General features: G+C 53.3%; 24 protein-coding genes. 2 read left to right on the forward strand and 22 right to left on the reverse strand.

The window, feature by feature from the left end:
- Positions 1 to 33: 33 nt before the first annotated feature.
- The 15 genes from tolR to sdhC all read right to left on the reverse strand — a co-directional run bounded on the left by tolR (position 34) and on the right by sdhC (position 15,367).
- Complete coding sequence (tolR, locus tag EAH77_RS03635) at positions 34 to 465, reverse strand: colicin uptake protein TolR (protein ID WP_140470461.1); 432 nt, start codon at positions 463 to 465, stop codon at positions 34 to 36.
- 11 nt (positions 466 to 476) lie between these two features.
- The gene (gene tolQ, locus EAH77_RS03640) at positions 477 to 1,166 is read right to left on the reverse strand and encodes a Tol-Pal system protein TolQ (RefSeq protein WP_140470462.1); all 690 of its coding nucleotides are present in this window, start codon (positions 1,164 to 1,166) and stop codon (positions 477 to 479) included.
- Positions 1,163 to 1,567 (reverse strand): tol-pal system-associated acyl-CoA thioesterase, encoded by a 405-nt coding sequence (gene ybgC / locus EAH77_RS03645; RefSeq protein WP_140470463.1) that lies wholly within the window; start codon positions 1,565 to 1,567, stop codon positions 1,163 to 1,165. Before ybgC ends, tolQ begins: the two co-directional genes overlap by 4 nt.
- Positions 1,568 to 1,717: 150 nt before the next feature.
- Entirely contained in the window at positions 1,718 to 2,011 is a 294-nt protein-coding gene (gene ybgE, locus EAH77_RS03650; protein WP_140470464.1) for a cyd operon protein YbgE, read from the reverse strand.
- Positions 2,011 to 2,130, reverse strand: coding sequence for a cytochrome bd-I oxidase subunit CydX (gene cydX / locus EAH77_RS03655; protein ID WP_140470465.1), 120 nt, complete (start codon positions 2,128 to 2,130; stop codon positions 2,011 to 2,013). Before cydX ends, ybgE begins: the two co-directional genes overlap by 1 nt.
- A 27-nt stretch (positions 2,131 to 2,157) precedes the next feature.
- Complete coding sequence (cydB, locus tag EAH77_RS03660) at positions 2,158 to 3,297, reverse strand: cytochrome d ubiquinol oxidase subunit II (protein WP_140470466.1); 1,140 nt, start codon at positions 3,295 to 3,297, stop codon at positions 2,158 to 2,160.
- Positions 3,298 to 3,311: 14 nt separating this feature from the next.
- The gene (cydA, locus tag EAH77_RS03665) at positions 3,312 to 4,880 is read right to left on the reverse strand and encodes a cytochrome ubiquinol oxidase subunit I (RefSeq protein WP_140470467.1); all 1,569 of its coding nucleotides are present in this window, start codon (positions 4,878 to 4,880) and stop codon (positions 3,312 to 3,314) included.
- 723 nt (positions 4,881 to 5,603) lie between these two features.
- Positions 5,604 to 6,476 carry a succinate--CoA ligase subunit alpha gene (sucD, locus tag EAH77_RS03670; protein WP_140470468.1) on the reverse strand — a complete coding sequence of 291 codons (873 nt, stop codon included), beginning with the start codon at positions 6,474 to 6,476 and terminating at the stop codon, positions 5,604 to 5,606.
- Positions 6,476 to 7,642: an ADP-forming succinate--CoA ligase subunit beta gene (gene sucC / locus EAH77_RS03675; RefSeq protein ID WP_140470469.1), complete on the reverse strand. Its 1,167-nt coding sequence runs from the start codon at positions 7,640 to 7,642 to the stop codon at positions 6,476 to 6,478. Before sucC ends, sucD begins: the two co-directional genes overlap by 1 nt.
- Before the next feature lie 93 nt (positions 7,643 to 7,735).
- Positions 7,736 to 8,971, reverse strand: coding sequence for a 2-oxoglutarate dehydrogenase complex dihydrolipoyllysine-residue succinyltransferase (odhB, locus tag EAH77_RS03680; protein ID WP_140470470.1), 1,236 nt, complete (start codon positions 8,969 to 8,971; stop codon positions 7,736 to 7,738).
- Positions 8,972 to 8,992: 21 nt separating this feature from the next.
- Positions 8,993 to 11,800: a 2-oxoglutarate dehydrogenase E1 component gene (gene sucA / locus EAH77_RS03685; RefSeq protein ID WP_140470471.1), complete on the reverse strand. Its 2,808-nt coding sequence runs from the start codon at positions 11,798 to 11,800 to the stop codon at positions 8,993 to 8,995.
- Between the two features lie 330 nt (positions 11,801 to 12,130).
- Positions 12,131 to 12,847 (reverse strand): succinate dehydrogenase iron-sulfur subunit, encoded by a 717-nt coding sequence (locus EAH77_RS03690; RefSeq protein WP_140470472.1) that lies wholly within the window; start codon positions 12,845 to 12,847, stop codon positions 12,131 to 12,133.
- 19 nt (positions 12,848 to 12,866) lie between these two features.
- A complete protein-coding gene (gene sdhA / locus EAH77_RS03695) occupies positions 12,867 to 14,633 on the reverse strand; it encodes a succinate dehydrogenase flavoprotein subunit (protein WP_140470473.1) in 1,767 nt (588 codons plus the stop codon).
- Positions 14,634 to 14,636: 3 nt separating this feature from the next.
- On the reverse strand, positions 14,637 to 14,984 hold the full coding sequence (gene sdhD, locus EAH77_RS03700) for a succinate dehydrogenase membrane anchor subunit (protein WP_140470474.1): 348 nt from the start codon (positions 14,982 to 14,984) through the stop codon (positions 14,637 to 14,639).
- Positions 14,978 to 15,367, reverse strand: coding sequence for a succinate dehydrogenase cytochrome b556 subunit (gene sdhC, locus EAH77_RS03705; RefSeq protein ID WP_140470857.1), 390 nt, complete (start codon positions 15,365 to 15,367; stop codon positions 14,978 to 14,980). Before sdhC ends, sdhD begins: the two co-directional genes overlap by 7 nt.
- A 945-nt stretch (positions 15,368 to 16,312) precedes the next feature.
- Here sdhC and EAH77_RS03710 point away from each other — a divergent pair.
- The gene (locus tag EAH77_RS03710; protein ID WP_140470475.1) at positions 16,313 to 17,599 is read left to right on the forward strand and encodes a citrate synthase; all 1,287 of its coding nucleotides are present in this window, start codon (positions 16,313 to 16,315) and stop codon (positions 17,597 to 17,599) included.
- Positions 17,600 to 17,663: 64 nt separating this feature from the next.
- Here EAH77_RS03710 and nei read toward each other — a convergent pair whose 3' ends face one another.
- From nei to pxpB, 5 genes are read right to left on the reverse strand one after another with little or no spacing between them, the layout of a single operon-like run.
- Entirely contained in the window at positions 17,664 to 18,458 is a 795-nt protein-coding gene (gene nei, locus EAH77_RS03715) for an endonuclease VIII (RefSeq protein ID WP_140470476.1), read from the reverse strand.
- Positions 18,458 to 19,108 (reverse strand): pyroglutamyl-peptidase I, encoded by a 651-nt coding sequence (gene pcp, locus EAH77_RS03720; protein WP_140470477.1) that lies wholly within the window; start codon positions 19,106 to 19,108, stop codon positions 18,458 to 18,460. The genes nei and pcp overlap by 1 nt, the downstream gene beginning before the upstream one ends.
- Before the next feature lie 26 nt (positions 19,109 to 19,134).
- Positions 19,135 to 19,884, reverse strand: coding sequence for a 5-oxoprolinase subunit PxpA (gene pxpA / locus EAH77_RS03725; RefSeq protein WP_140470478.1), 750 nt, complete (start codon positions 19,882 to 19,884; stop codon positions 19,135 to 19,137).
- On the reverse strand, positions 19,874 to 20,803 hold the full coding sequence (gene pxpC / locus EAH77_RS03730; protein ID WP_140470479.1) for a 5-oxoprolinase subunit PxpC: 930 nt from the start codon (positions 20,801 to 20,803) through the stop codon (positions 19,874 to 19,876). Before pxpC ends, pxpA begins: the two co-directional genes overlap by 11 nt.
- On the reverse strand, positions 20,797 to 21,462 hold the full coding sequence (pxpB, locus tag EAH77_RS03735; RefSeq protein ID WP_140470480.1) for a 5-oxoprolinase subunit PxpB: 666 nt from the start codon (positions 21,460 to 21,462) through the stop codon (positions 20,797 to 20,799). Before pxpB ends, pxpC begins: the two co-directional genes overlap by 7 nt.
- Before the next feature lie 303 nt (positions 21,463 to 21,765).
- Here pxpB and EAH77_RS03740 point away from each other — a divergent pair, with 303 nt between their 5' ends.
- Positions 21,766 to 23,229 (forward strand): MFS transporter, encoded by a 1,464-nt coding sequence (locus tag EAH77_RS03740; RefSeq protein WP_140470481.1) that lies wholly within the window; start codon positions 21,766 to 21,768, stop codon positions 23,227 to 23,229.
- A gap of 4 nt (positions 23,230 to 23,233) precedes the next feature.
- Here EAH77_RS03740 and EAH77_RS03745 read toward each other — a convergent pair whose 3' ends face one another.
- Both EAH77_RS03745 and EAH77_RS03750 read right to left on the reverse strand, forming a co-directional pair.
- On the reverse strand, positions 23,234 to 23,977 hold the full coding sequence (locus EAH77_RS03745; RefSeq protein WP_140470482.1) for a type 2 GTP cyclohydrolase I: 744 nt from the start codon (positions 23,975 to 23,977) through the stop codon (positions 23,234 to 23,236).
- A 95-nt stretch (positions 23,978 to 24,072) separates the two neighbouring features.
- Entirely contained in the window at positions 24,073 to 24,582 is a 510-nt protein-coding gene (locus EAH77_RS03750; protein WP_140470858.1) for a DUF5384 family protein, read from the reverse strand.
- Between the last annotated feature and the right edge of the window lie 4 nt (positions 24,583 to 24,586).

Raw genomic sequence — 24,586 nt, forward strand, 5'->3', positions numbered from 1 at the left:
CGGGCTTCCAATAAGTGTTACAAATGCCTATCGTTAGATAGGTTGTGTCATCAGTCCGACAGATTTAACACCTGCCTGATGCAGCATATTCAATGCCTTGATGATCTCATCATAGGGCACATCTTTGGCCCCACCGATCAGGAAAACCGTTTTCGGATTAGCTTTAATACGGTTAGCGGCTTCCGCCACAACCTGCTGCTCCGGCAACTGTTCCATACGTTGATGATCCACCACGATGGTGTATTGCCCCACACCGGAAACTTCAACAATGACCGGCGGGTTATCATCACTGGACACTGTTTTTGAGTCTGTCGCATCAGGAAGATCAACTTCCACACTTTGCGTAATGATTGGGGCTGTCGCCATAAAAATCAGCAGCAGAACCAAGAGCACGTCAAGCAGCGGAACGATGTTGATCTCCGACTTACCTTCACGACGGTTACGACGACCTCGAACTCGAGCCATGCTATCCCCCTTTAGTTACTGCTGCTTTCGCGAGAGAAAGCCTGACGGTGCAGGATAGCCGTGAATTCTTCCATGAAGTTATCGTAGTTTTGTTCGAGCTTGTTCACACGCTGGTTCAGACGGTTGTAGGCCATAACCGCAGGGATCGCGGCGAAAAGACCGATTGCGGTGGCAATCAATGCCTCGGCAATACCGGGAGCAACCATCTGCAAGGTAGCTTGTTTGACAGAACCTAAACCAATGAAGGCGTGCATGATACCCCAGACCGTACCAAACAGACCGATGTACGGGCTGATGGAACCAACGGTACCCAGGAATGGAATGTGCATTTCAAGCGATTCAAGCTCGCGGTTAAAGGAGATACGCATCGCACGTGAAGAGCCTTCAATTACTGACTCTGGCGCGTGACTGTTTGCACGGTGCAAACGGGCGAACTCTTTAAAACCTGAATGGAAAATCTGTTCGGCGCCGGTGAGACTCTCACGGCGGCCCTGGCTTTCCTGGTAAAGGCGTGAAAGCTCAATACCGGACCAGAATTTATCTTCAAACGCTTCTGCCTCGCGGGTAGCTGCATTCAGTACTTTCGTACGTTGAATGATGATCGCCCAAGATGCGACAGAGAAGCACACCAGAATAAGCATAATCAGCTTAACCAGAATGCTGGCCTTTAAAAACAAATCAAGCATGTTCATGTCAGTCACTGCTTAAACTCCGCGACAATAGACTTAGGAAGCGCTTTCGGCTTCATTTGGTGTGGATCGATGCATGCAATCAACACTTCTGCAAAACTCAGAAGGTTACCGCTCGCATCAAGAATTCGTTGTGCAAAAGTAAGGGAAGCCCCCCGGATAGACGTTATCTCACTTTGGACTTCAAGCAGGTCATCGAGACGAGCAGGAGCCAAATATTCGACCGTCATGCGGCGGACAGCAAAAGCGACGTGTTCATCCAGCAACTGCTGCTGGTGAAAATTGCGTTGGCGCAACATCTCTGTGCGAGCCCTTTCATAAAAGGCGACGTATCGGGCGTGATAGACCACCCCTCCCGCGTCTGTGTCTTCGTAGTAGACACGAACCGGCCATCGGAACAACGAATTACTCACTCTACATCCCGTAATGCAATTTGACGGGCCTACTATACGCAAGAGCTTTCAGGTTGGGAATGGCTTGTTGGTCGAGAATGCAAATAATTATGGGCCTGAATGGCCCATAGGAAAAGTCGTGTAAATATCTATCAATATTAGATAAACAAACTAGCTAAAAAAGTAAAGAAGCCCTGCCAGCAGGATAATCATCGCGGGGAGCGGAGAAAAGAACGCTTTCCATACAGACCGATGAGGATGAAAACCAAAACCATGAATCAGTCCAGTGCATACTGCCCAGATCAGAATGATCCCATGCCAGACTTCCAGCTTGCTGGTTGATGATGCAAATTGGCCAGGTTGCCAAAACACGCACCCTGCCAACACGAGGGCCATTGCGAGTGAAAGGGCCCGCAAGGGGCCCTTGTCAGTAATGGCATACAGTTTGTCAGCGAGCAAACTCATTATTGCCCATCTTTCGCTGCAGCGGCTTTGTTCTCTTCATTGTGCTCGTAAGCCAGCGCCGTAATAATACCGAACGAACAGGCCAGCAGCGTTCCGAGGATCCAGGCAAAATACCACATGGTGTTATCTCCCGTTCAGTTGAACGATTAGTACAAAGAGTGTTTGTTGTTGTCGATGTAAGTTTTGTCGAGACGACCAAACATCTTGTAATACGCCCAACTGGTGTAGATAAGGATGATCGGCACGAAGATACAGGCTACAACGGTCATCACTTTCAACGTCAACAGGCTGGAAGTTGCATCCCACATCGTCAGGCTGACATCAGGCGTAGTGCTTGATGGCATAACGAACGGGAACATGGTGATCCCCGCCGTCAGGATCACACAGGCAATGGTCAGTGAAGACGACACAAATGCCAGCGCACCTTTATTGATACGAGAGAACAGGATAGTCAGCAGTGGCAGAATGACACCCAATGCCGGAACAGCCCACAGGCCTGGCATTTTGTTGTAATTAAGCAACCACGCGCCAGCCTGATGCGCCACCGTTTTGCGCAGCGGGTTAGACTGCCCTGCCGTATCCAGTGCAGACGTCACCACGAAGCCATCGATACCTTTCACCAGCCAGACGCCGGCAATCAGGAAACAGACCATCATGACAAGTGCAGAAATCTGCGACGCTGCCCGGCTACGCAAGTGCAGCTCACCGGTGGTACGCATTTGCAGATAAGTCGCACCCTGCGCGATAAGCATCGTCAGGCTGACAACCCCCGCCAGCAAGCCGAACGGATTGAGCAACTGCAGCAAGCTGCCGGTGTAATAAAGGCGCAGATATTCATCGATATGGAAAGGCACACCTAACAGCAGGTTGCCGAACGCCACGCCGAATACCAGTGCAGGCACGAAGCTACCAATGAAGATGCCCCAGTCCCACATGCCACGCCAGCGTGGGCTTTCCAGTTTAGAACGGTAGTCAAAGCCTAATGGGCGGAAGAACAAGGCGCACAGCACCAGAATCATCGCGCCGTAGAAGCCGGAGAAGGCAGCGGCATACACCATCGGCCAGGCAGCAAACAACGCGCCACCGGCTGTGATGAGCCAGACCTGGTTACCGTCCCAGTGCGGGGCAATGGAGTTAATCATCACGCGGCGGTCAGTATCGGATTTACCGATGATCCGCAGCAGGATGCCCACGCCCATATCGAATCCATCGGTGACGGCGAAACCAATAAACAGTACGCCGATCAACACCCACCAGATGAACCGTAAAACTTCATAATCAAACATATGTGGACTCCCTATTACCGAGCTTGCTCAAGCGGCGCTGAAGGTTGTTCAAAGTGATAGCGGCCAGTTTTCAGGCTGCTTGGCCCCAGACGGGCGAACTTGAACATCAGGAACATTTCAGCGACCAGGAACAGGGTGTACAGACCGCAAATCAACCCCATCGACATCAGGACGTCAGTGGTTGTCAGCGATGAGTTAGCCACCGCCGTTGGCAGCACTTCACCAATCGCCCACGGCTGACGGCCATATTCTGCAACAAACCACCCGGCTTCAATGGCAATCCACGGCAGTGGCAGCCCGTAAAGTACCGCACGGTGCAACCAGCGTTTTTGTCCCATCTTGCCACGTATAACGGTCAGGAAAGACAAACCGATCAGCGCCAGAATCAGGAAACCGCAACCGACCATAATACGGAAGGCGAAGTACAGCGGCAGAACGCGTGGAATAGAATCTTTGGTCGCCTGCTGGATTTGCGCTTCGGTCGCGTCAGTGACGTTGGACGTATAGCGTTTAAGCAACATGCCATAACCGAGATCCTGCTTGGACTTCTCGAAGTCACTACGAACAACAGGGTCAGTATTCCCTGAACGCAACTCTTCCAGAAGGTTGTAAGCTTTCATACCGTTACGGATACGCACTTCATGCTGCGCCATCAGGTCTTTCAGACCGGTGACCGGCGTATCGACCGAACGGGTGGCAATCAGACCCAGCAGGTACGGGATTTGAATGGAATATTCATTTTCCATCTTGTCCTGATTTGGCAGGCCGATAAGTGTGAAGTTAGCCGGTGCAGGCTGGGTGTCCCACTCAGCTTCAATGGCTGCCAATTTGGTTTTTTGCACATCACCCATTTCGTAACCGGATTCATCACCCAATACGATAACAGACAGTACAGCCGCCAGACCGAAGCTTGCCGCGATGGCGAATGAGCGCTTGGCGAAGCCAATGTCGCGCCCTTTGAGCAGGTAGTAGGAGCTGATCGCCAAAATGAACATCGCGCCGGTGACATACCCTGCCGCCACGGTGTGAACGAATTTAACCTGCGCAACCGGGTTAAGGACCAGCTCTGAGAAGCTGACCATTTCCATGCGCATGGTTTCGTAGTTGAAGTCTGAGGCAATCGGGTTTTGCATCCAGCCGTTGGCGACCAGGATCCAAAGAGCAGATAAGTTAGAACCGAGGGCAACAAACCAGGTCACCGTCATGTGCTGAACTTTCGTTAAACGATCCCAACCGAAGAAGAATAAACCGACTAAGGTGGATTCGAGGAAGAACGCCATCAAACCTTCGATAGCCAATGGGGCCCCAAAGATATCACCGACGTAATGTGAGAAATATGACCAGTTAGTCCCGAATTGGAACTCCATGGTCAAACCCGTGGCCACACCCAGCGCAAAGTTTACTGCAAATAACTTGCCCCAGAATTTGGTCATATCTTTATAGATTTGTTTGCCAGAAAGCACATATACGGTTTCCATAATCGCCAACAGGAACGCCATACCGAGCGTTAATGGGACGAACAGGAAATGGTACATGGCCGTTAAAGCAAACTGTAAACGCGACAGTTCAACGATATCAAACATCTTGACCCCTAGATCCTCGGAGGAAGACTCCAACTTACAACTCTCTGACGAACCGATCGCCGGAACGCCTCATGACTTCCACTTTCAAAAACCTGCCAAACAAATAAAAACCTGTCTTAAAACGCTTTTCACTATCAATCATTTTCACAATCAATAAGATTAAATACGCCTGACACCCAACCTCACTTCGCGCGAACACAGGAAAATAGCCAGGCAGTCGCAGCGAACGGTAGTGAGAGTCGGGAAAAGTTAACAATCTTAGATCTGTTCTTGGATACTCATGTTACAGGTTCATAATGTTACGCCACTAATCCCACACAATAAATAGGTTTTTACGTGACCTAAATCTGATTTCCACCTACAGGTCAATTAGCAGTCTGTTCACCCTCACACCCTTAAATTGATCTGTAGCAATTTAAGCCTATCTCACTGTTTATTTCTATATTGTTCTTAAGGTTTCTAAAAAAAATCTGAAATATTGTTAATTATTGGTTTGATAAGGTTTTATTGAAAGACTCAGTGTTAATTTATTGTAACTTTACGGTAAATTCAATATCACCACGGACACGTAATAAAACCAATTATTAACTTTTCATTTCTTTTGAACATTTCATGCACTGTTAAGAGTTCTCATTAAAATGATGCCTTGTTAAATATTATAGCAGTAATAAAAAAGGCCACCCGCAGGTGACCTTTGATGATAATAAATAACAGTGCGTTAATTTATTGTGGCAAAACCGCTTTCACTGCATCGCCAATATCGGCCAGGCTGCGAACAGTTTTCACACCAGCCGCTTCCAGCGCAGCAAACTTGTCGTCTGCAGTGCCTTTACCACCGGCAATGATGGCGCCAGCGTGGCCCATACGTTTGCCTTTAGGAGCCGTCACACCGGCGATGTAACCGACAACCGGCTTGGTCACGTGAGCTTTGATGTAAGCCGCCGCTTCTTCTTCCGCATTACCACCGATCTCACCGATCATTACGATCACTTCAGTCTGTGGATCTTCCTGGAACAGCTTCAGGATGTCGATGAAGTTAGAGCCTGGGATTGGGTCACCGCCAATGCCGACGCAGCTTGACTGACCGAAGCCGTTGTCTGTGGTCTGTTTAACCGCTTCATACGTCAGGGTACCAGAACGGGAAACGATACCCACTTTGCCCGGCTTGTGAATGTGGCCCGGCATAATGCCAATTTTGCACTCGCCTGGGGTGATAACACCCGGGCAGTTTGGCCCGATCATCACCGTGTCGCTCTGCTCAAGCTTCATTTTCACCACCAGCATATCCAGCGTCGGGATGCCTTCAGTGATACAGATAATCAGCTTGATGCCTGCATCAATCGCTTCCAGAATCGAGTCTTTACAGAACGGAGCTGGAACATAAATCACGGATGCCGTGGCACCGGTGGTTTCCACTGCTTCACGCACGGTGTTGAAAACAGGCAGGCCGAGATGCAGGGTGCCGCCTTTGCCTGGCGTAACACCACCGACCATCTGCGTACCGTAAGCGATCGCTTGTTCAGAGTGGAAAGTCCCTTGGCTGCCGGTGAACCCCTGGCAAATCACTTTGGTGTTTTTGTTGATTAAAATCGACATTATTTCCCCTCCACTGCCGCGACGACTTGTTGAGCCGCATTGGTCAGGCTGGTCGCTGCAATGATGTTCAAACCGCTGTCTGCCAGTTTCTTGGCACCCAGCTCGGCATTGTTACCTTCAAGACGCACCACAACCGGTACGTTGACGCCCACTTCTGCCACCGCGCCGATGATACCGTCGGCAATCAGGTCGCAGCGAACGATGCCGCCAAAGATGTTAACGAACACCGCTTTCACCTTTTCGTCAGACAGAATGATTTTGAACGCTTCGGTAACGCGTTCTTTGGTTGCACCGCCGCCAACGTCGAGGAAGTTAGCCGGTTCACCGCCGTGCAGTTTGACGATGTCCATGGTACCCATCGCCAGACCTGCGCCGTTCACCATGCAACCGATGTTGCCGTCGAGTGCAACGTAGTTCAGTTCCCACTGCGCAGCCTGAGATTCACGGGCATCTTCTTGGCTGTGGTCGCGCATTTCGCGCAGTTCTGGCTGACGGAACAAGGCGTTACCGTCTGCACCCAGTTTGCCGTCAAGGCAAATCAGGTCACCGGCGGTAGTCACCACCAGCGGGTTAATTTCGATCATCGCCAGGTCGCGCTCGAGGAAAATCGCCGCCAGACCCATGAAGATTTTGGTGAACTGCTGAACTTGCTTACCGGTCAGGCCCAGTTTGAAGGCCAGTTCGCGGCCTTGGTAAGGCTGCGGACCCGTCAGTGGATCCAATGCGACTTTGTGGATCAAGTGCGGGGTCTCTTCCGCTACCGTTTCAATTTCCACGCCGCCTTCGGTAGACGCCATGAACACCACGCGACGCGAGCTGCGGTCAACTACCGCGCCGAGGTACAGTTCTTTGTCGATGTCAGTCGCTGCTTCAACCAGGATCTGGTTTACCGGCTGGCCGTGTGCATCTGTCTGGTAAGTCACCAGACGCTTGCCCAACCAGTTTTCAGCAAAAGCACGGATCTCTTCTTTGCTTTTTACCACTTTCACGCCGCCCGCTTTACCGCGGCCACCAGCATGAACCTGACATTTCACTACCCACGGACCCGCACCGATTTTGGACGCCGCTTCTTCCGCTTCACGCGGAGTGGAACAGGCAAAGCCTGTTGGTGCTGGCAGGCCGTAGCGCAGGAAAAGCTGTTTCGCCTGATACTCGTGTAAATTCATGATGTTCTATCCATTCTTAGTAGGAAGGCTTATCAGGGCACGGCGAACCGTGCCTCAGATTTTAACGATCTCTTTTGCTTCTATCCGCCAGGACTAGACGTCCAGCAGCAGACGAGCCGGATCTTCCAGCATTTCTTTGATGGTCACCAGGAAGCCCACTGACTCACGGCCGTCAACCAGACGGTGGTCATAGGACAGCGCCAGGTACATCATCGGCAGGATAACAACCTGGCCGTTCACCGCCATCGGACGATCTTTGATGGCATGCATGCCAAGGATCGCACTTTGTGGTGGGTTGATGATCGGTGTTGACATCAGCGAACCGAATACGCCGCCGTTAGTCACGGTGAAGTTACCGCCGGTCAGCTCTTCAACTTTCAGCTTACCGTCGCGGCCTTTCAGAGCCAGCTCTTTGATGTTCTTCTCGATATCGGCCATGCCCAGCGTATCCACATCACGCAGAACCGGCGTAACCAGACCGCGTGGAGTGGAAACCGCGATGCTGACATCGAAGTAGTTGTGGTAAACCACATCTTCACCATCAATAGAGGCGTTCACTTCCGGGTAACGTTTCAGCGCTTCGACTACCGCTTTCAGATAGAAAGACATAAAGCCCAGACGCACGCCATGACGTTTTTCGAACGCGTCACCGTACTGCTTACGCATGTCCATGATTGGCTTCATGTTGATTTCGTTGAACGTCGTCAACATGGCGGTGCTGTTTTTCGCTTCCAGCAGTCGCTCGGCCACGCGCTTACGCAGGCGGCTCATCGGAACGCGTTTTTCACTGCGTGCGCCGATAGCCGGGCCTGCAGCAGCGGTAGCCACTTTAGCCGGTGCTGCGTCAGCCGCAGGTTTGGCATCTTTGCCCGATTTAGCAATATGTGCGTCGATATCTTCACGGGTCAGACGACCACCCACACCGCTGCCTTTAATGGCGCTGGCGTCGAGTGAATGCTCAGCGATCAAACGGCGGATTGCCGGGCTGAGTGCGTCGTTGCTCTCTTCTTCCAGTGCCGCGGTGTGGCGTTGGGAAGGGGTAGATTCTTTATCGGAATTTTTTTCCTGACTTGCCTTACCGGTGCTGTTACCCGGACGCAGACGAGCCAGGATCTGGCGGGAAATAACGGTCGCACCTTCGTCTTCCAGAATGCTCTCAAGAATACCGGCTTCGCTTGCAGGCACTTCCAGCACCACTTTGTCGGTTTCGATCTCGACCAGCACTTCATCGCGCTCTACACTGTCGCCCGGCTTTTTGTGCCAGGTGGCAACCGTCGCATCCGCAACGGATTCAGGAAGGTCAGGGACCAAAATATCTACGCTACTCATTCTCAATCCTTCTTAAAATCGTTAATTAATGTTCAACGCATCATTAACCAGATCTTGCTGCTGCTTCTGGTGAACAGACATATAGCCCACTGCCGGAGAGGCTGACGCTGGACGTCCTGCGTAACGTAAAGAAGCCCCGAAAGGAATCACTTCACGGAAATTGTGTTGGCTGCAGTACCAGGCGCCCTGGTTCAGCGGCTCTTCCTGACACCAAACAAAATCATGGACGTGAGAGAATTTCTCAAGCACTTCCTGAATAGCCTTGTGCGGGAATGGATATAACTGTTCGATACGGACGATAGCCACATCGGTCTGCTCGTTTTTGCGACGTTGCTCCAGCAGATCATAATAGACCTTGCCTGAACACATCACGACGCGCTTGACCTGTTTGGGATCCATCTCATCAACTTCACCAATCGCTGGCAGGAAGCTGCCGTTGGCCAGGTCATCCAGCGTGGAAACCGCCAGAGGATGACGCAACAGAGACTTCGGAGACATGACGATCAGCGGGCGGCGCATTCCGCGCAGCGCCTGACGACGGATCATGTGGTACACCTGCGCCGGAGTAGACGGGATACACACCTGCATATTCTGCTCAGCGCAAAGTTGCAGATAACGTTCCAGACGTGCGGAGGAGTGCTCAGGACCCTGCCCTTCGTAGCCGTGCGGCAGCAGCATCACCAGACCACACATACGGCCCCATTTCTGCTCGCCGGAACTGATGAACTGGTCGATGACCACCTGAGCGCCGTTAGCAAAGTCACCGAACTGCGCTTCCCAAATGGTCAGGGTGCGCGGTTCTGCGGTGGCATAACCATATTCAAACGCCAAAACGGCCTCTTCGGACAACACCGAATCCCAGACGTTAAACACGCCCTGGCTGTTGTGAATATTCGCCAGTGGCACATACACGGAACCGTTTTTCTGGTTATGAACTACGGCGTGACGGTGGAAGAAGGTCCCACGGCCGGTATCTTCACCCGACAAGCGGATAGGAATACCTTCGTCTACCAGCGTGGCGTAGGCCAGATTCTCGGCACCGCCCCAGTCAAACTTCTTGTTACCTTCAGCCATTTCATTACGGTCGGCGTAAATCTTGGCAACGCGGGCCTGCATTTCGATGGCTTCTGGTACGTGGCTAACGCGACGGGCCAGTTCCTGCAAACGCTTCGGTTCAACTTTGCTCGGGTACTCTTCATCCCATTCGTGGTTCAGGTACGGAGACCAGGTGAAGGTGTGCATGTCGTTCGCGCGCCACTCTTCCACCACGCAATCCCCTGCATCGAGGGCATCACGGTACAGATTGACCATTTCAGTCGCATCTTCCAGACTGGCGACGTTTTGCTCAGTCAGAATGTCTGCGTAGATTTTACGCGGCGTAGGATGCTTTTTGATTTTATGGTACATCAGCGGCTGGGTTGCACTCGGCTCATCGGCCTCGTTGTGCCCGTGACGGCGGTAACACACCAGATCGATCATCACATCACGCTTGAAGGTGTTGCGGAAATCCAGCGCCAGGCGGGTCACGAAAGCCACGGCTTCCGGGTCATCCGCGTTGACGTGGAAAATCGGCGCCTGCACCATTTTGGCGATATCAGTACAGTAATCGGTTGAACGCGCATCTTTCGGGTTCGAGGTGGTGAAACCCACCTGGTTATTGATGACGATACGCACAGTACCGCCCACTTCATAACCCCGTGCCAGCGACATGTTCAGGGTTTCCTGAACTACGCCTTGCCCGGTGATCGCCGCATCACCATGAATGGTGATCGGCAATACCATGTTGCTGCGCGCTTCATCCAGACGATCGCGGCGGGCACGAACAGAACCGATAACCACCGGGCTGACGATTTCAAGGTGCGACGGGTTAAACGCCAGCGCCAGGTGAACCATGCCGCCTTCGGTTTCCACATCAGATGAATAACCCATGTGGTACTTCACGTCACCGGTACCCAGATGTTCTTTATGCTTGCCGGAGAACTCGTCGAACAGGTCCTGCGGTTTTTTACCCAGCACGTTGATCAGCACGTTTAAACGCCCGCGGTGCGCCATACCCAACACCACTTCACGCGTACCGTTTTTACCGGCGTGACGGATCATGTCTTTGAGCATCGGCACCAGCGCGTCGCCACCTTCCAGTGAGAAGCGTTTAGCACCCGGGAATTTTGCACCGAGATAACGTTCCAGACCTTCTGCTGCAGTCAGCTCTTTCAGGAAAGTTTTCTTTTCTGCATCAGTGAAGTTTGCACGGCCAACCACGGATTCGACACGCTGTTGGATCCAGCGCTTCTCGTCGGTGTTAGTGATGTGCATGTATTCCACACCGATCGAGCCGCAATAGGTTTGCTTCAAGGCTTTATACAGCTCACCAAGCTGCATGGTCTCTTTGCCAATGGCAAAAGAACCTACATTGAAGGTTTCCTGGAAGTCAGCATCAGTCAGATGGTGGAAAGCCGGATCCAAATCAGGTACGTCGTCCATCTTCCACAAACCGAGTGGATCGAGATTCGCATTCTGATGGCCGCGGAAGCGGAAGGCGTTGATAAGTTGCAGCACTTTAACTTGCTTGGCATCCGTTTCCGGATCGCTGATAGCGGAGTTATAGCGTGATGCGTCTTTCGCCAGGCGGCGGAAGTAGTCGCGTGTTTGAGAATGGAGTTGCTCTGGTTTAACACCCACTGTCGGAAGCTGTTTAAAAATTGAACGCCAGCTATCGTCAACGGAACCAGGATCGGTTAAGTAGTCTTCATAGAGTTGTTCTATGTAAGACTGGTTTGCACCCGCCAGATAGGAGGAATCCAGCCAGGCCTTCATTGCGCCGTTCTGCATCGTGATCCCTTAAGCTTTGAAGCTTTAGTTTTCGCCGTGGTTAATAATATTGACCGTGATACACCGCGGTACGACGGTTTTCCATACATAAACAGTTCATTGGTCTGGAGCCTGTGGCGCCACAAGGAACCTCCAAAAGACAACATGCAGGACTCTCATCGCTGTCTTTTGGCGCTACCCTGCCGGACCTGACCTTATTATTTTTTCCCTAAACCTATCCTACTCCAATTGGGAGCAACTTTGTTGCACCTTGTTGCGAATATGTTACCAACAGCTCACTTAATATTAGCGGGAACCAGGGTTCCCGCTATTGAGTAAGGTCTTTCGAACTCAGGCACCGCGCTGTAGCAGCATCGATTTGATGTGGCCGATGGCTTTGGTTGGGTTCAGGCCCTTCGGACATACGCTGACACAGTTCATGATGCTGTGGCACCGGAATACGCTGAAAGCATCGTCGAGATCGTCAAGGCGCGACTCTGTTTCAGTATCGCGGCTGTCGATCAGGAAGCGATATGCCGCCAATAAACCGGCCGGACCGACGAACTTGTCCGGGTTCCACCAGAAAGATGGGCAGGACGTCGAGCAACAGGCGCAGAGAATACACTCGTACAATCCGTCCAGTTTTTCGCGATCGATCGGCATCTGCAAATGCTCGCGGGCCGGAGGATTTTTCCCATCATTCAATAAGTAAGGTTTAATCTTCTCATACTGCTTATAGAATTGCCCCATGTCCACCACCAGGTCACGAACGACCGGTAAGCCGGGCAGCGGGCGGATGACAATCTTCTTGCCATTCTTCTGTAAAACAGAGACCGGCGTAATACAGGCCAGACCGTTCTTACCGTTCATGTTGACGCCGTCAGAGCCACACACGCCCTCGCGGCAGGAGCGACGGAAAGAGAGCGTGGGGTCCTGCTCTTTCAGCTGGATCAACGCATCCAGCACCATCATGTCACGCCCTTCTTCCGCTTCCAGCACGTAGTCTTTCATGTGCGGTGCGTCATCAATGTCCGGGTTATAGCGATAAATCGAAAATTCGAGTCTCATGATCTTTCTCCGCTATGCCCTAGTAAGTACGTGCTTTCGGCGGGAAGGCCGCACGAAGCTTAGGCTGCATGTTCACCTCACGGCGGGTCATGCTTTCTGTTTCCGGCTGATAAAGCGTGTGGCAAAGCCAGTTCGCGTCATCACGGTCAGGGAAGTCGAAGCGGCTGTGTGCCCCACGACTCTCGGTGCGGTAATTGGCAGAAACCGCGGTAGAGAAGGCAGTTTCCATCAGGTTATCCAGCTCCAGACACTCAACACGCTGGGTGTTGAACTCCGTTGAGGTGTCATCCAGACGGGCAAATTTCAGACGCTCGCGGATCACTTTCAACTGCTCCAGGCCTTCGGCCATCGCATCGCCTTCACGGAATACCGAGAAGTTATGCTGCATACAGGTTTGCAGATCTTTACGGATAGCCACCGGGTCTTCACCCGAACGGGTATTGTTCCAGCGGTTCATGCGCTCAAGGGAGACATCGATGTCATCTTGTGTCGCTTCACGGCTTTCGCCCTGCTCGTCGATCGACGCCTGCAAATGCAGACCCGCAGCACGGCCAAACACCACCAGGTCCAGCAGCGAGTTGCCGCCCAGACGGTTGGCACCGTGTACCGATACGCAGGCAATTTCGCCCACCGCGAACAGACCGGGGATCACCACATCTTCGCCCTTCTCGTTCACACGCAGCGCCTGACCGGTCACTTTGGTCGGAATACCGCCCATCATGTAGTGGCAGGTTGGCAGAACAGGAATAGGTTCTTTGATCGGGTCAACGTGAGCAAAGGTGCGGGACAGTTCAAGAATACCCGGCAGGCGGGACTCCAGAACGTCACGGCCCAGATGGTCGAGTTTCAGTTTAACGTGCGGGCCCCAAGGACCTTCACAGCCACGGCCTTCACGGATTTCGATCATGATGGAACGCGCCACCACGTCACGACCCGCGAGATCTTTGGCATTCGGTGCGTAACGCTCCATAAAGCGTTCACCATCTTTATTGAGCAGATAACCGCCTTCACCACGGCAACCTTCTGTCACCAGAACACCGGCACCCGCGATACCCGTCGGGTGGAACTGCCACATTTCCATGTCCTGCACCGGAACGCCTGCGCGCAACGCCATACCCACGCCGTCGCCGGTGTTGATGTGTGCGTTCGTGGTGGACTGGTAAATACGGCCTGCACCGCCGGTCGCCAGTATGGTGGCCTTGGCTTTGAAGTAGACCACTTCACCGGTTTCGATACAGATTGCGGTACAACCGACAATCGCGCCGTCCTGGTTTTTCACCAGATCCAGCGAGTACCATTCGGAGAAAATGGTGGTGCCGTTTTTCAGGTTCTGCTGATAAAGAGTGTGCAACAGTGCGTGACCGGTCCGGTCCGCCGCTGCCGCGGTACGTGCCGCCTGCTCGCCGCCGAAATTCTTCGACTGACCACCAAACGGACGCTGATAAATTCGGCCATCCTCCAGACGGGAGAAAGGCAGCCCCATATGTTCCAGTTCCAGAATCGCTTCCGGGCCGGTTTTACACATATATTCAATCGCGTCCTGGTCACCGATATAGTCGGAACCTTTCACGGTATCGTACATATGCCATTGCCAGTCATCCTCATGGGTGTTACCCAGCGCGACGGTAATACCGCCCTGCGCTGACACCGTATGGGAGCGGGTTGGGAAAACTTTGGAAATCAGGGCACAGGTCTGGCCCGTTTGTGAAATCTGTAATGCCGCACGCATACCGGCGCCACCTGCACCGATAACCACAGCATCAAACTCTCTGACTGGCAGATTCATTGACTACGCTCCCCAAACAACGATCGTTCCATAAAGTAGATAAACGACTAACGTCACAACGATGGCCAGTTGCAGCACCAGGCGCACAGCCAGCGGCTTGACGTAATCCGTTAACACCTGCCACATACCAATCCACGCGTGGATCAGAATCGACAGCAACGTCAGCAGGGTAAATACTTTGGTAATGGAGGAAGCAAAGAAGCCTTGCCAGACATCAAAAGTAATGTCATGAGCGATAACAACGAAGCCCACGATATAGAGGATATACAGAGTGATAACGATCGCCGAAGCACGAAGCAGAAGCCAGTCGTGTACGCCGTTGCGTCCTAATGCCGAAACATTGTTTACCATACAAAGACTCCAGCCAGAATTGACAGCAGGACGGTAATACCGATAGCCACTTGGGCAGAACGGGTACCGACAGCCAAACTCTCTTCGAGATAGCCAAAATCCATCAGCAAATGGCGGATGCCACCGCAGACGTGATAGGCCAGAGCAGTGAGTATTCCCCAGAAGATGAATTTAACGACGAAGCCATTCATGATTTCAGCTGCGTGTGCAAACCCTTCGGGAGAAGAGAGCGACATGCCGAGCAGCCAGAGGAGGATACCTACAGCGACGAAGGTAATTACGCCGGAGACACGATGTAAGATGGACGCTATCGCAGTAACAGGAAACCGGATCGTTTGCAGATCCAGATTGACAGGTCTTTGTTTTTTCACGGTTATGCCCACACACCTCATAGAGCCTTTTCGTATCGCAGCGAGCGCTTTGATAACGACGGCACTTATTATTTTACTACCCCGGCCTTGGTGGTGTTCAAACAACACATCCTCTTATTGACTGAGGCTGCAAATGCGTTGGCTGCTCTCGTTCACACGAATCACTTACCGAAGTAAGCTCATCGTATTCACTCAATTGCCGCCTTCCTGCAACCTCACTCACTTCGAGCATGAAGGAGTCATACGCTCAAACAACGACATCCATTGTAATCAAGACGCGTAGACTAATTTTCCAGCTTCGAAGGATTTCGAATTCTGCTCGGCGGCAAGTGCGTAAATCCCTGAGAGCTTACATAAGTAAGTGACTTTAGAGTGCACGCGCGCAGCCAACAACGCAGTAATTTGAAAGACAAAGAAGATGTGCTGGGTGCTCCTACTTCGGGTTACCCGGAGACCTGCGGCAAAGTATAGGTTGATCACATTCCTATTACAATTCCCCTACAATCGCTTTGGTCACATTTCTGCGAAACAGTGATTTAGCTCGCAATTTTAACAATCGCCACAAAATAAATTATGTAGTTTGACATTGGATCAACATTTCCATTACATATTAGCCATCCGCTCGCTTCCGTGATGACTACGACAGACACATCTACGCTTCCCTGTTACGCCAAGGTATGCAAAAGTGGGGATTGCGTAAAACCTCATACTCGTCGCAAGTAATCTATAATTTGAGCAAAAGAAAATAATGATCTATCGAATCTTTAACAACGATGAAACGCCTCTCGTCCGTCAAATAGTTGCCTAAAGGCGACAAAATTCGACCGTGCTCTACGCTGGCTTCTCTATCCTATCGCAGAGACCCTTTCGAAAATAATAATGGCGGAACTTCGGGTCGCAATTCAGGCTGCTCAGTTGTTGATGATTTTTAAAATAAAGGCGCTAAGGAGACTGTAAATGGCTGATAAGAAAGCGACACTTACCCTACAAGGTCAAGAACCTATCGAACTCGACGTGCTATCCGGCACATTGGGCCAGGACGAAATTGATATTCGTACCCTCGGCGCTAAAGGCTTGTTCACCTTTGACCCCGGCTTTACCTCTACTGCATCCTGTGAATCTAAAATTACCTATATCGACGGTGACGAAGGCATTTTGCTGCACCGTGGATTCCCGATCGACCAGTTGGCTAAAGAGTCTACGTTCCTGGAAGTGAGCTATTTGTTACTGTACGGCGAAGCTCCAACCCAGAAACAGTACGAAGATTTTAAGAAAATTGTTGAACGCCACACCATGGTTCACGAACAGATCACCCGCCTGTTCCACGGTTTCCGCCGCGACTCGCACCCGATGGCCGTACTGTGCGGCGTGACCGGCGCGCTGGCCGCGTTCTATCACGACTCAATTGATGTCGAAAATGAACGTCACCGCGAAATCGCCGCGTACCGTCTGCTGTCAAAAATGCCGACCGTGGCTGCGATGTGTTACAAATACTCCATCGGACAGCCGTTCGTTTACCCGCGTAATGACCTCTCCTACGCCGGTAACTTCCTGCATATGATGTTCGCAACGCCTTGTGAAGAGTATGTGGTCAACCCGGTACTGGAACGCGCCATGGACCGTATTTTGATCCTGCACGCTGACCACGAACAGAACGCCTCCACCTCTACGGTGCGTACCGCCGGTTCAAGCGGCGCTAACCCGTTCGCCTGTATCGCTGCCGGGATTGCTTCCCTGTGGGGCCCGGCTCACGGCGGCGCCAACGAAGCCGCACTGAAAATGCTCGAAGAGATCAGTAGCGTAGAGCACATTCCAGGCTTCATCAAACGCGCGAAAGACAAAAATGATTCGTTCCGTCTGATGGGCTTCGGTCACCGTGTTTACAAAAACTATGACCCGCGCGCCACCGTCATGCGCGACACCTGCCATGAAGTACTGAAAGAACTCGATCTGAAAGACAACAACCTGCTGGAAGTGGCGATGGAGCTGGAACACATCGCGCTGAATGACCCGTACTTCATCGAGAAGAAACTGTACCCGAACGTCGACTTCTACTCCGGCATCATTCTGAAAGCCATGGGAATTCCGTCGTCTATGTTCACCGTGATCTTCGCCATGGCGCGTACCGTCGGCTGGATTGCACACTGGAACGAGATGCACCAGGACGGCATCAAAATCGCCCGCCCTCGCCAGCTCTATACCGGTTACGATCAACGTGATTTTCATTCTCAGCTGAAAAAATAAGCTCTCCTTTTCAACGCTGACAAAAAAGGCACCTTCGGGTGCCTTTTTCTTTGCATTCAATCCTCTACACCTGACAAACCGGGCACCAGAAGAAGGGCCGCGATGACACACTGCCTTTGACTATCGGATCGCCGCAGCGCTCGCAGGGTTTCCCGGTGCGCCCAAAGACGTTGAAGCGAAAGAGTGCGCCGTGGTGCACATTTTCATCCATCGTGCCGCGCGTGGCGTACGACAAACGGGCGACGGACAAACAGGCATCGGCCAGCGCATCAAGCTCGGTATCATTCAGTTCTTTTGGTTTATGCCCCGGCAACAATTTTGCCAGCCACAGGATCTCAGCCCGCAGATAATTCCCCAACCCGGCCAGAAACGCCTGATCCAACAGCATACCGCCGAGCTGACGGTTGCAGAACTTAGGAGAAAGTAACCGCTCACGGACCTGCGCGACGGTCAGAGTGTCGTCCAGTACGTCCGGGCCGATACGTTGCAGGAACGGATGATTTTCGATCTCGGCTGTCTCGTAAATACCGATCTCTGACGCGCTGTACAGCAGGATGGACCCATCGGTAGTTTCCAGTTTCACCCGCAGAGAACGTTGGGTTTCTTTAGGGAGTTCACCGGCGTTGACCACCCGCCAGACACCGTACAGCTGATTGTGGCTGTAGAGCGTCTGGCCGTTGGAAAAGTGCGTCAGCAGCGCTTTGCCACGGGTTTCTATTGACGTGACTTTAGTGCCCCTGAGGGCTGACTGGTAAGGCTTCAACGAGGGAAACGCAAACCAGACATCCGTGAGCGGTTTATTGACCACCGCACGCACCAGCAAATCGGCGGCGCGGCGAATTTCAGGACCTTCAGGCATCAGTGCGTTGCGCCCTCCGCCACCCGTAAGTCCTGCTCGGTATGCAGGGCAATCGCGATGGTCAGTTCAAGGGCCTCAAGCACGGTTTTCACCGACATGCTCGGCTGGCCGGGGTGCGCCGCCGCCTGCTCAGGCAGATACGGAATATGAATAAACCCGCCCTTCACCACTTTGCACGACGGCTGCGCCAGACGATGCAACAGCCCGTACATCACGTGATTGCAGACATAGGTCCCCGCCGTTTGCGAGACAGTGGCAGGGATCCCCGCTTCGCGTAAACCGTTAACAATCGCCTTAATCGGCAACTGCGAGAAATAAGCCGCCGGGGCATCGCTGACAATCGGTCGATCGACGGGCTGGTTGCCTTCGTTATCAGCAATCCGCGCGTCATCAACGTTAATCGCTACGCGCTCAACGCTGAAATCAGCCCGACCTCCCGCCTGCCCCACCGCAATCACCATCACCGGGTCAACTTCATCAATCGCCACATTCAGCGCATCAATGGCTTTGCCAAACACACAGGGAAGCTGGCGGATCACAATGCGCGCACCTGAGAGTTCCAGATCCTCCAGTTGCTTCACCACTTCCCATGACGGATTAAGACGTTCACCGCCAAAGGGTTCAAATCCGGTAACCAGAACTTTACGCATAGCCTCTCCTGATACTTTTTATAAGATTAGCCTGCACTGACCAAAATATCCTGCTCGCGAAACGCGTCGCGTAAGCGGCGGGCGAATTCCAGCGCGTGTTCACCGTCACCATGCAGGCAGACAGTATCGGCCTGTACCGGAACGCGAACCGCGTCACGACTGATAACCGCCTGTTGCTTCACCATCATCAGCGTTTGCTGTAAGGCCAGTTCATCGCGTTCAATCAGCGCATCAGGCTGGCTGCGCGGCACCAGCGTACCGTCGCTTTGATAACGGCGGTCGGCAAACACTTCCTGACGGATTGTCAGGCCCAAACGTTCACCGGCGCGGATCAATTCACTGCCCGCCAACCCCACCAGCCGTAATGTTGGGTCAACGCTAAACACCGCACGGGCGATAGCTTCCGCAAGCTTTGGGTCAGTCGCCGCCTGGTTGTAAAGCATACCGTGCGGTTTGACATGAACCATTTTTGCACCTTCAGCATGACAGAGTGCTGCCAGCGCGCCGAGCTGATACACCACCTGCGCGAAAACCATTTCCGCCGGCAGCTGCATGGCAGTACGCCCGAAGTTTTCGCGGTCAGGGAAACTCGGGTGCGCGCCAATCGCCACGTTATATTTCAGCGCCCAGCGAACCGATTGCTGCATAGTCTGCGCATCACCGGCGTGAAACCCGCAGGCGATGTTAGCGGAGCTGACTAACTGCAACAGTGCTTCATCATTGGCGCAGCCTTCGCCAAGATCGGCGTTGAGATCCACCGTGGTTTTAACACTCATGCAGACCCCATTTTACCTGATCGATAAAACGCTGCTGCTCACGTAGCGCCGTTTGCGCGTCGTCCAGCGAGCACTTCACAAAATGCACCGGCTCGCCCAGACGGATTTGTGCCAAATTGTATAAATCCGCTTCAATCACGCAGGCAATACGCGGATAGCCGCCGGTCGTCTGGGCATCAGCCATCAGCACGATCGGCTGGCCGCCGTGCGGCACCTGCACCACGCCCGGCAACAGCCCGTGCGATAACATTTCACGGCCGGTTTCACGTTTAAGCGCATGACCGTGCAGGCGGTAACCCATGCGGTTACTCTGCGGGCTGAGTTGCCACGACGTGCGCCAGAAGGCGTCGCGGGATTCCGCGCTAAACTCCTGATACTCCGGCCCAGGCAGAGCGCGAACACGGTTGCCGAACAGCAGCTGTTTAATGCCATTCGACTGTTTGGGTTCCTGCCATACGTTGCCGACCGGCAAATGATCGCCATCGCGCAGCGGACGCCCATCCAGGCCGCCGAAACCCGTTTTGAGATCGGTACTGCGCGACCCTAAAACTTCAGGGACATCGATGCCGCCGGAGACCGCCAGATAGCTGCGCATGCCCCGCATTGGGGTTTTCATGGTCAGGATCTGACCGGGTTTTACCGCATAACGCCAGCCGGTCCACAGCGACTGGCCGTCCAGTTCGGCGTGACACCCTGCACCGGTCAGCGCAATCCAGCCTGCGCGGTTGAACTCAGTGCTGAACTGGCCGAGGGTGATTTCCAGCCCTGCCGCGTTCTCGTCATTCCCCACCAGCAAATTGCCGATGCGCAGCGCAGGGGCATCCAGCGCGCCGGTCTGGCTGACGCCCAACTGGCGGTAACCACTGCGGCCCAGATCCTGCACAGTGGTGAAGATCCCCGCACGAATAATGTTTAACATAGGCCCTCCTTCTGCGGCACAAAGCGTACTTTGTCGCCGGGACACAACAAGGTTGGCAGGGATTTTTGCGGATCAAACATGACAAGCGACGTATGACCGATCACCTGCCAGCCGCCTGGGGTGATTAGCGGGTAAATCCCTGTCTGACTACCACCAATGCCGACAGAACCGGCAGGCACCGCCAGACGCGGCTCCGCGTGGCGGGGAGTGACCAGCGCGTCAGGCATACCGCCGAGGTAAGGAAAACCGGGCTGAAAGCCCAGGAAGTAGACGATGTATTCGGCGCCGGCATGCATCTCTACCACCTGACGCGGGCTCATGCCGGTGTGCTGCGCGACAAACGCCAGATCAGGGCCGCCGCCGCCGCCATACACCACTGGGATCTCGATCAGCCGCGACTCAGGTTCGATCGCCTCGCTCTCTTCCCACCAGCGCTGTAAACGTTCGATAGCATCCAGCGCGGAGCTTTGCGCATCGGCCAGCAACACCGTCAAATTATTCATGCCGGGAATGGTTTCACGGATTGCCGGATAAGCCTGGCGGTCTCGCAAACGCTGCGCCAGACCCCAGATCCGTTGCTGGCTCGCCAAAGAAACCGGCGGCTCAAGCTCCAGTACGACTGCGCGTTCACCCAGCAGATAACATCGTGCTCGTTGCACAAAACACTCCTAAGAAAAGAGGGTGGTGATAGAAATCCACCAAAAGAAAATCGTTAGACTGGAAACAGTTATGCGGGAAACGGACCGACGATGTCAACTCGCCAGCCCCCTGTTTCCAGCCCTTTGGGTTTCGCCACTGGGTTTCAACTGCTACTCTCCCCTATATCGCTGTTTTCTCAACCCAAGTAATTGGAGTTGCAACAAGGCAGCAAGGGAAAGAATCCGATGAGCTTACTGAAGTAAGTGATTCGGATTCTTGAGTGCAGCGAACGCCGCTGCAAATTCAAGTACGAAGGGAAGAGATTGAAGAAGCCGCTGGTACTGTTTTTTCCGCTATACACCACCACGCTGCTGATGCTGCTCGGCTCCGGCTTACTCACGACCTACATCTCTTTACGGCTATCAGCCATTCACGTCAGCGGCGCAATGATCGGGGCGATCATTGCGGCCAACTACGCAGGGCTGGTGATTGGCGGCAAAATCGGCCATATCCTGATTGCCCGCGTCGGCCATATCCGCGCTTACGTCTCCTGTTCGGGGATTATCACCGCCGCCGTGCTCGGCCATGGTTTAACCGACATCATCCCGGTGTGGGTTGTACTGCGGTTGATCATCGGTCTGTGCATGATGGTGCAATATATGGTGCTGGAGAGCTGGCTGAACGATCAGGCCGAATCGGCCCAGCGCGGTGTGGTGTTTGGCTTTTATATGGTGGCGTCCTATCTCGGCATGGCACTTGGCCAGATCGTTCTGATGCTCAGCGACGGTCTGGGGATCAGCACACTTATCATCATCGCGCTCTGTTTCGCCCTTTGTCTGGTGCCGATTGCCCTGACCACGCGAACCAATGTCGGGCATATGTCCCCGGCCCCAATGGAGCTGAAATTCTTTATCAATGCCATTCCTAAAGTGCTGGCGATCACTCTGCTGATTGGCATGGTGGTCGGCTCGTTTTATGGTCTGGCACCGATTTACTCCAGCCAGCAGGAATTCACCACTCAGCAAACCGGTCTGTTTATGGCACTGGCGATTTTCGCCGGGCTGCTGGCACAGTTCCCACTGAGCTGGCTGTCGGATCACTATAACCGCAACATGCTGATGCGCATCAACGCCATCCTGCTGGCGGTGGCCGCTCTGCCGCTGGCGGTCCTGACGCACATCTCTTTCCCGGTGCTGCTGGGCATCGGGTTTGTGGTCAGCCTGATGCAATTTACGCTCTATCCGCTGGTGGTGGCGCTGGCGAATGACATGATTGAACCGGAGCGCCGCGTGTCGCTCTCCGCCTGTCTGCTGATGGCGTTTGGCGTCGGAGCCTGTATCGGGCCACTGGCAGTCGGTGCGCTGATTGAACCCCTCGGCGGTAATATTCTGTATGCATTCTTTGCGCTGTGTGGGGCGGGGATTGTAGCGCTGAGCCGGACTTCAGCCAAAGAAGAGGAGAGGGTCATGGCCGTAGATGCCCCTCTGCCGCATATTGCCATGCCGGACAGCCTGAGCAGTTCACCGCTGTCACCGGCGCTGAATCCAGCGTTTGATGAGCAACTGATTCAGGACACCATGCCCGCGCCGGAAATGGCCAGTGAAGATGCCGCCGCTAATGACGTCATCAATGACAATGCGTCACCGGAAGAAACCGAAGCGGAGAGCCCGTTTGCACCGCAGGGTGCTGACCCGGATGCCGATACCGGCCTGCAACGCGCTTTTACCCTACTAGAAGACAGCGCCCCGGAAGAAGCGCCGTCTGCAACAGAGAAGCAAATAAAATAGCCTTTTACGCCGGATTATCGATGTCGATAAATTTGACCTCAAACCCGTGCTCGGCAGCCAGCCACTCGCCGAGCGCTTTCACGCCATAACGTTCCGTGGCGTGATGGCCTGCGGCATAGAAATGCAGGCCCATTTCGCGGGCGATATGAATGGTTTGTTCAGAGACTTCACCGCTGATAAAGGCATCAACACCAAACTCTGCGGCCTGTTGAATAAAGCCCTGTCCGCCGCCGGAGCACCATGCTACGCGGCGGATCTCGTCCGGCCCGCCCTGAGAACTGTGTAGAACGTTTCGGTCAAGCAGCACTTCTATCCGCTGGCGCAATGCCTCTCCGGTCATCGGCACTTCCAGCTCACCGTAAGGCACCAGCGGCATCACTTCACCCTGTACCTGAATGCCGAACATTTTTGCCAGCTGGGCGTTATTACCCAGTTGCGGATGCGCGTCGAGTGGCAAATGGTAGCCATATAAATTGATGTCATTGAGCAGCAGCGTTTTCAGACGATTTCGCTTCATGCCGCGCACCACCGCCGGTTCATTTTTCCAGAAATAACCGTGGTGAACGACGATAGCGTCCGCTTTATGCTCCACTGCCGCGTCAAGCAAGGCCTGAGATGCCGTCACACCGGTGACAATGCGACGCACCTCAGCGCGGCCTTCCACCTGCAAACCGTTCGGTGCGTAATCCTGAAAGTTATTTACGTCAAGTTTTTGATTGATCAGGGCTTCTAGCTGGAGATTGTTCATGGCAAATCCGGTATTCAGTCAACATGATAAAAGGATAACGTAAGCCAGATAGATCCCCTAAATAATTGAAGTTGCGGCATCGGAGTCCCTGATGGTCAGTTGAACCACTTGCCGGCTTTGACCTCCTGCGCCTTCCCTTCGCTTATCATCTGCGCCTGTTTCCCCTGCGACAGATTCCGGTTGGCATCCGCCTGCGACTGCGTTACATCCGTTTGTGCCGCCTGCTGTTTAAGATCCTGGGCGATAAATTCATTTTCATGTGCCGTCCGCGCGGCCAGTTGCTGCAATTCCAGCTTCTGTTTGTCGATATTCAACGCACGCAACTGATCCTCGTAATTCTGATCCCGGCTTTTATCTTTCAGACGCTCCGTTTCCCGCGCCCTGGCCCGGGCATTTGCAGCCGCAATACGTTTATTACGCTCGGCTTCGCGATATTGATAATAGGCATCGACACGGGCGTCATAATCGTCCCAACGTGCCTGTTGTTCCACCAGCCCCTGATTTTCGGCCTGAGCTACATTAGATAATTGTTGCTGTACGTCGGCGGCATATACGGCAACCGGCGAAATAAGAGCGCTAATAAGTAACAGTGCTAATTTCTTCATCATA

This window comes from Ewingella americana, from assembly GCF_006438725.1.
Classification (GTDB): Bacteria; Pseudomonadota; Gammaproteobacteria; order Enterobacterales; family Enterobacteriaceae; genus Ewingella; species Ewingella americana_A.

Excerpts from the sequence above, each read along its gene's own strand:
- cydA (WP_140470467.1), bottom strand. The coding sequence starts at position 4,880 with ATGTTTGATATCGTTGAACTGTCGCGTTTACAGTTTGCTTTAACGGCC.
- pxpA (WP_140470478.1), bottom strand. The coding sequence starts at position 19,884 with ATGAGTGTTAAAACCACGGTGGATCTCAACGCCGATCTTGGCGAAGGC.
- pxpC (WP_140470479.1), bottom strand. The coding sequence starts at position 20,803 with ATGTTAAACATTATTCGTGCGGGGATCTTCACCACTGTGCAGGATCTG.
- cydX (WP_140470465.1), bottom strand. The coding sequence starts at position 2,130 with ATGTGGTATTTTGCCTGGATCCTCGGAACGCTGCTGGCCTGTTCGTTC.
- ybgE (WP_140470464.1), bottom strand. The coding sequence starts at position 2,011 with ATGAGTTTGCTCGCTGACAAACTGTATGCCATTACTGACAAGGGCCCC.
- cydB (WP_140470466.1), bottom strand. The coding sequence starts at position 3,297 with ATGTTTGATTATGAAGTTTTACGGTTCATCTGGTGGGTGTTGATCGGC.
- sdhD (WP_140470474.1), bottom strand. The coding sequence starts at position 14,984 with ATGGTAAACAATGTTTCGGCATTAGGACGCAACGGCGTACACGACTGG.
- nei (WP_140470476.1), bottom strand. The coding sequence starts at position 18,458 with ATGCCTGAAGGTCCTGAAATTCGCCGCGCCGCCGATTTGCTGGTGCGT.
- odhB (WP_140470470.1), bottom strand. The coding sequence starts at position 8,971 with ATGAGTAGCGTAGATATTTTGGTCCCTGACCTTCCTGAATCCGTTGCG.
- EAH77_RS03745 (WP_140470482.1), bottom strand. The coding sequence starts at position 23,977 with ATGAACAATCTCCAGCTAGAAGCCCTGATCAATCAAAAACTTGACGTA.
- EAH77_RS03710 (WP_140470475.1), top strand. The coding sequence starts at position 16,313 with ATGGCTGATAAGAAAGCGACACTTACCCTACAAGGTCAAGAACCTATC.
- sucD (WP_140470468.1), bottom strand. The coding sequence starts at position 6,476 with ATGTCGATTTTAATCAACAAAAACACCAAAGTGATTTGCCAGGGGTTC.
- EAH77_RS03690 (WP_140470472.1), bottom strand. The coding sequence starts at position 12,847 with ATGAGACTCGAATTTTCGATTTATCGCTATAACCCGGACATTGATGAC.
- sdhA (WP_140470473.1), bottom strand. The coding sequence starts at position 14,633 with ATGAATCTGCCAGTCAGAGAGTTTGATGCTGTGGTTATCGGTGCAGGT.
- sucA (WP_140470471.1), bottom strand. The coding sequence starts at position 11,800 with ATGCAGAACGGCGCAATGAAGGCCTGGCTGGATTCCTCCTATCTGGCG.
- pcp (WP_140470477.1), bottom strand. The coding sequence starts at position 19,108 with ATGCGTAAAGTTCTGGTTACCGGATTTGAACCCTTTGGCGGTGAACGT.
- sucC (WP_140470469.1), bottom strand. The coding sequence starts at position 7,642 with ATGAATTTACACGAGTATCAGGCGAAACAGCTTTTCCTGCGCTACGGC.
- tolR (WP_140470461.1), bottom strand. The coding sequence starts at position 465 with ATGGCTCGAGTTCGAGGTCGTCGTAACCGTCGTGAAGGTAAGTCGGAG.
- EAH77_RS03750 (WP_140470858.1), bottom strand. The coding sequence starts at position 24,582 with ATGAAGAAATTAGCACTGTTACTTATTAGCGCTCTTATTTCGCCGGTT.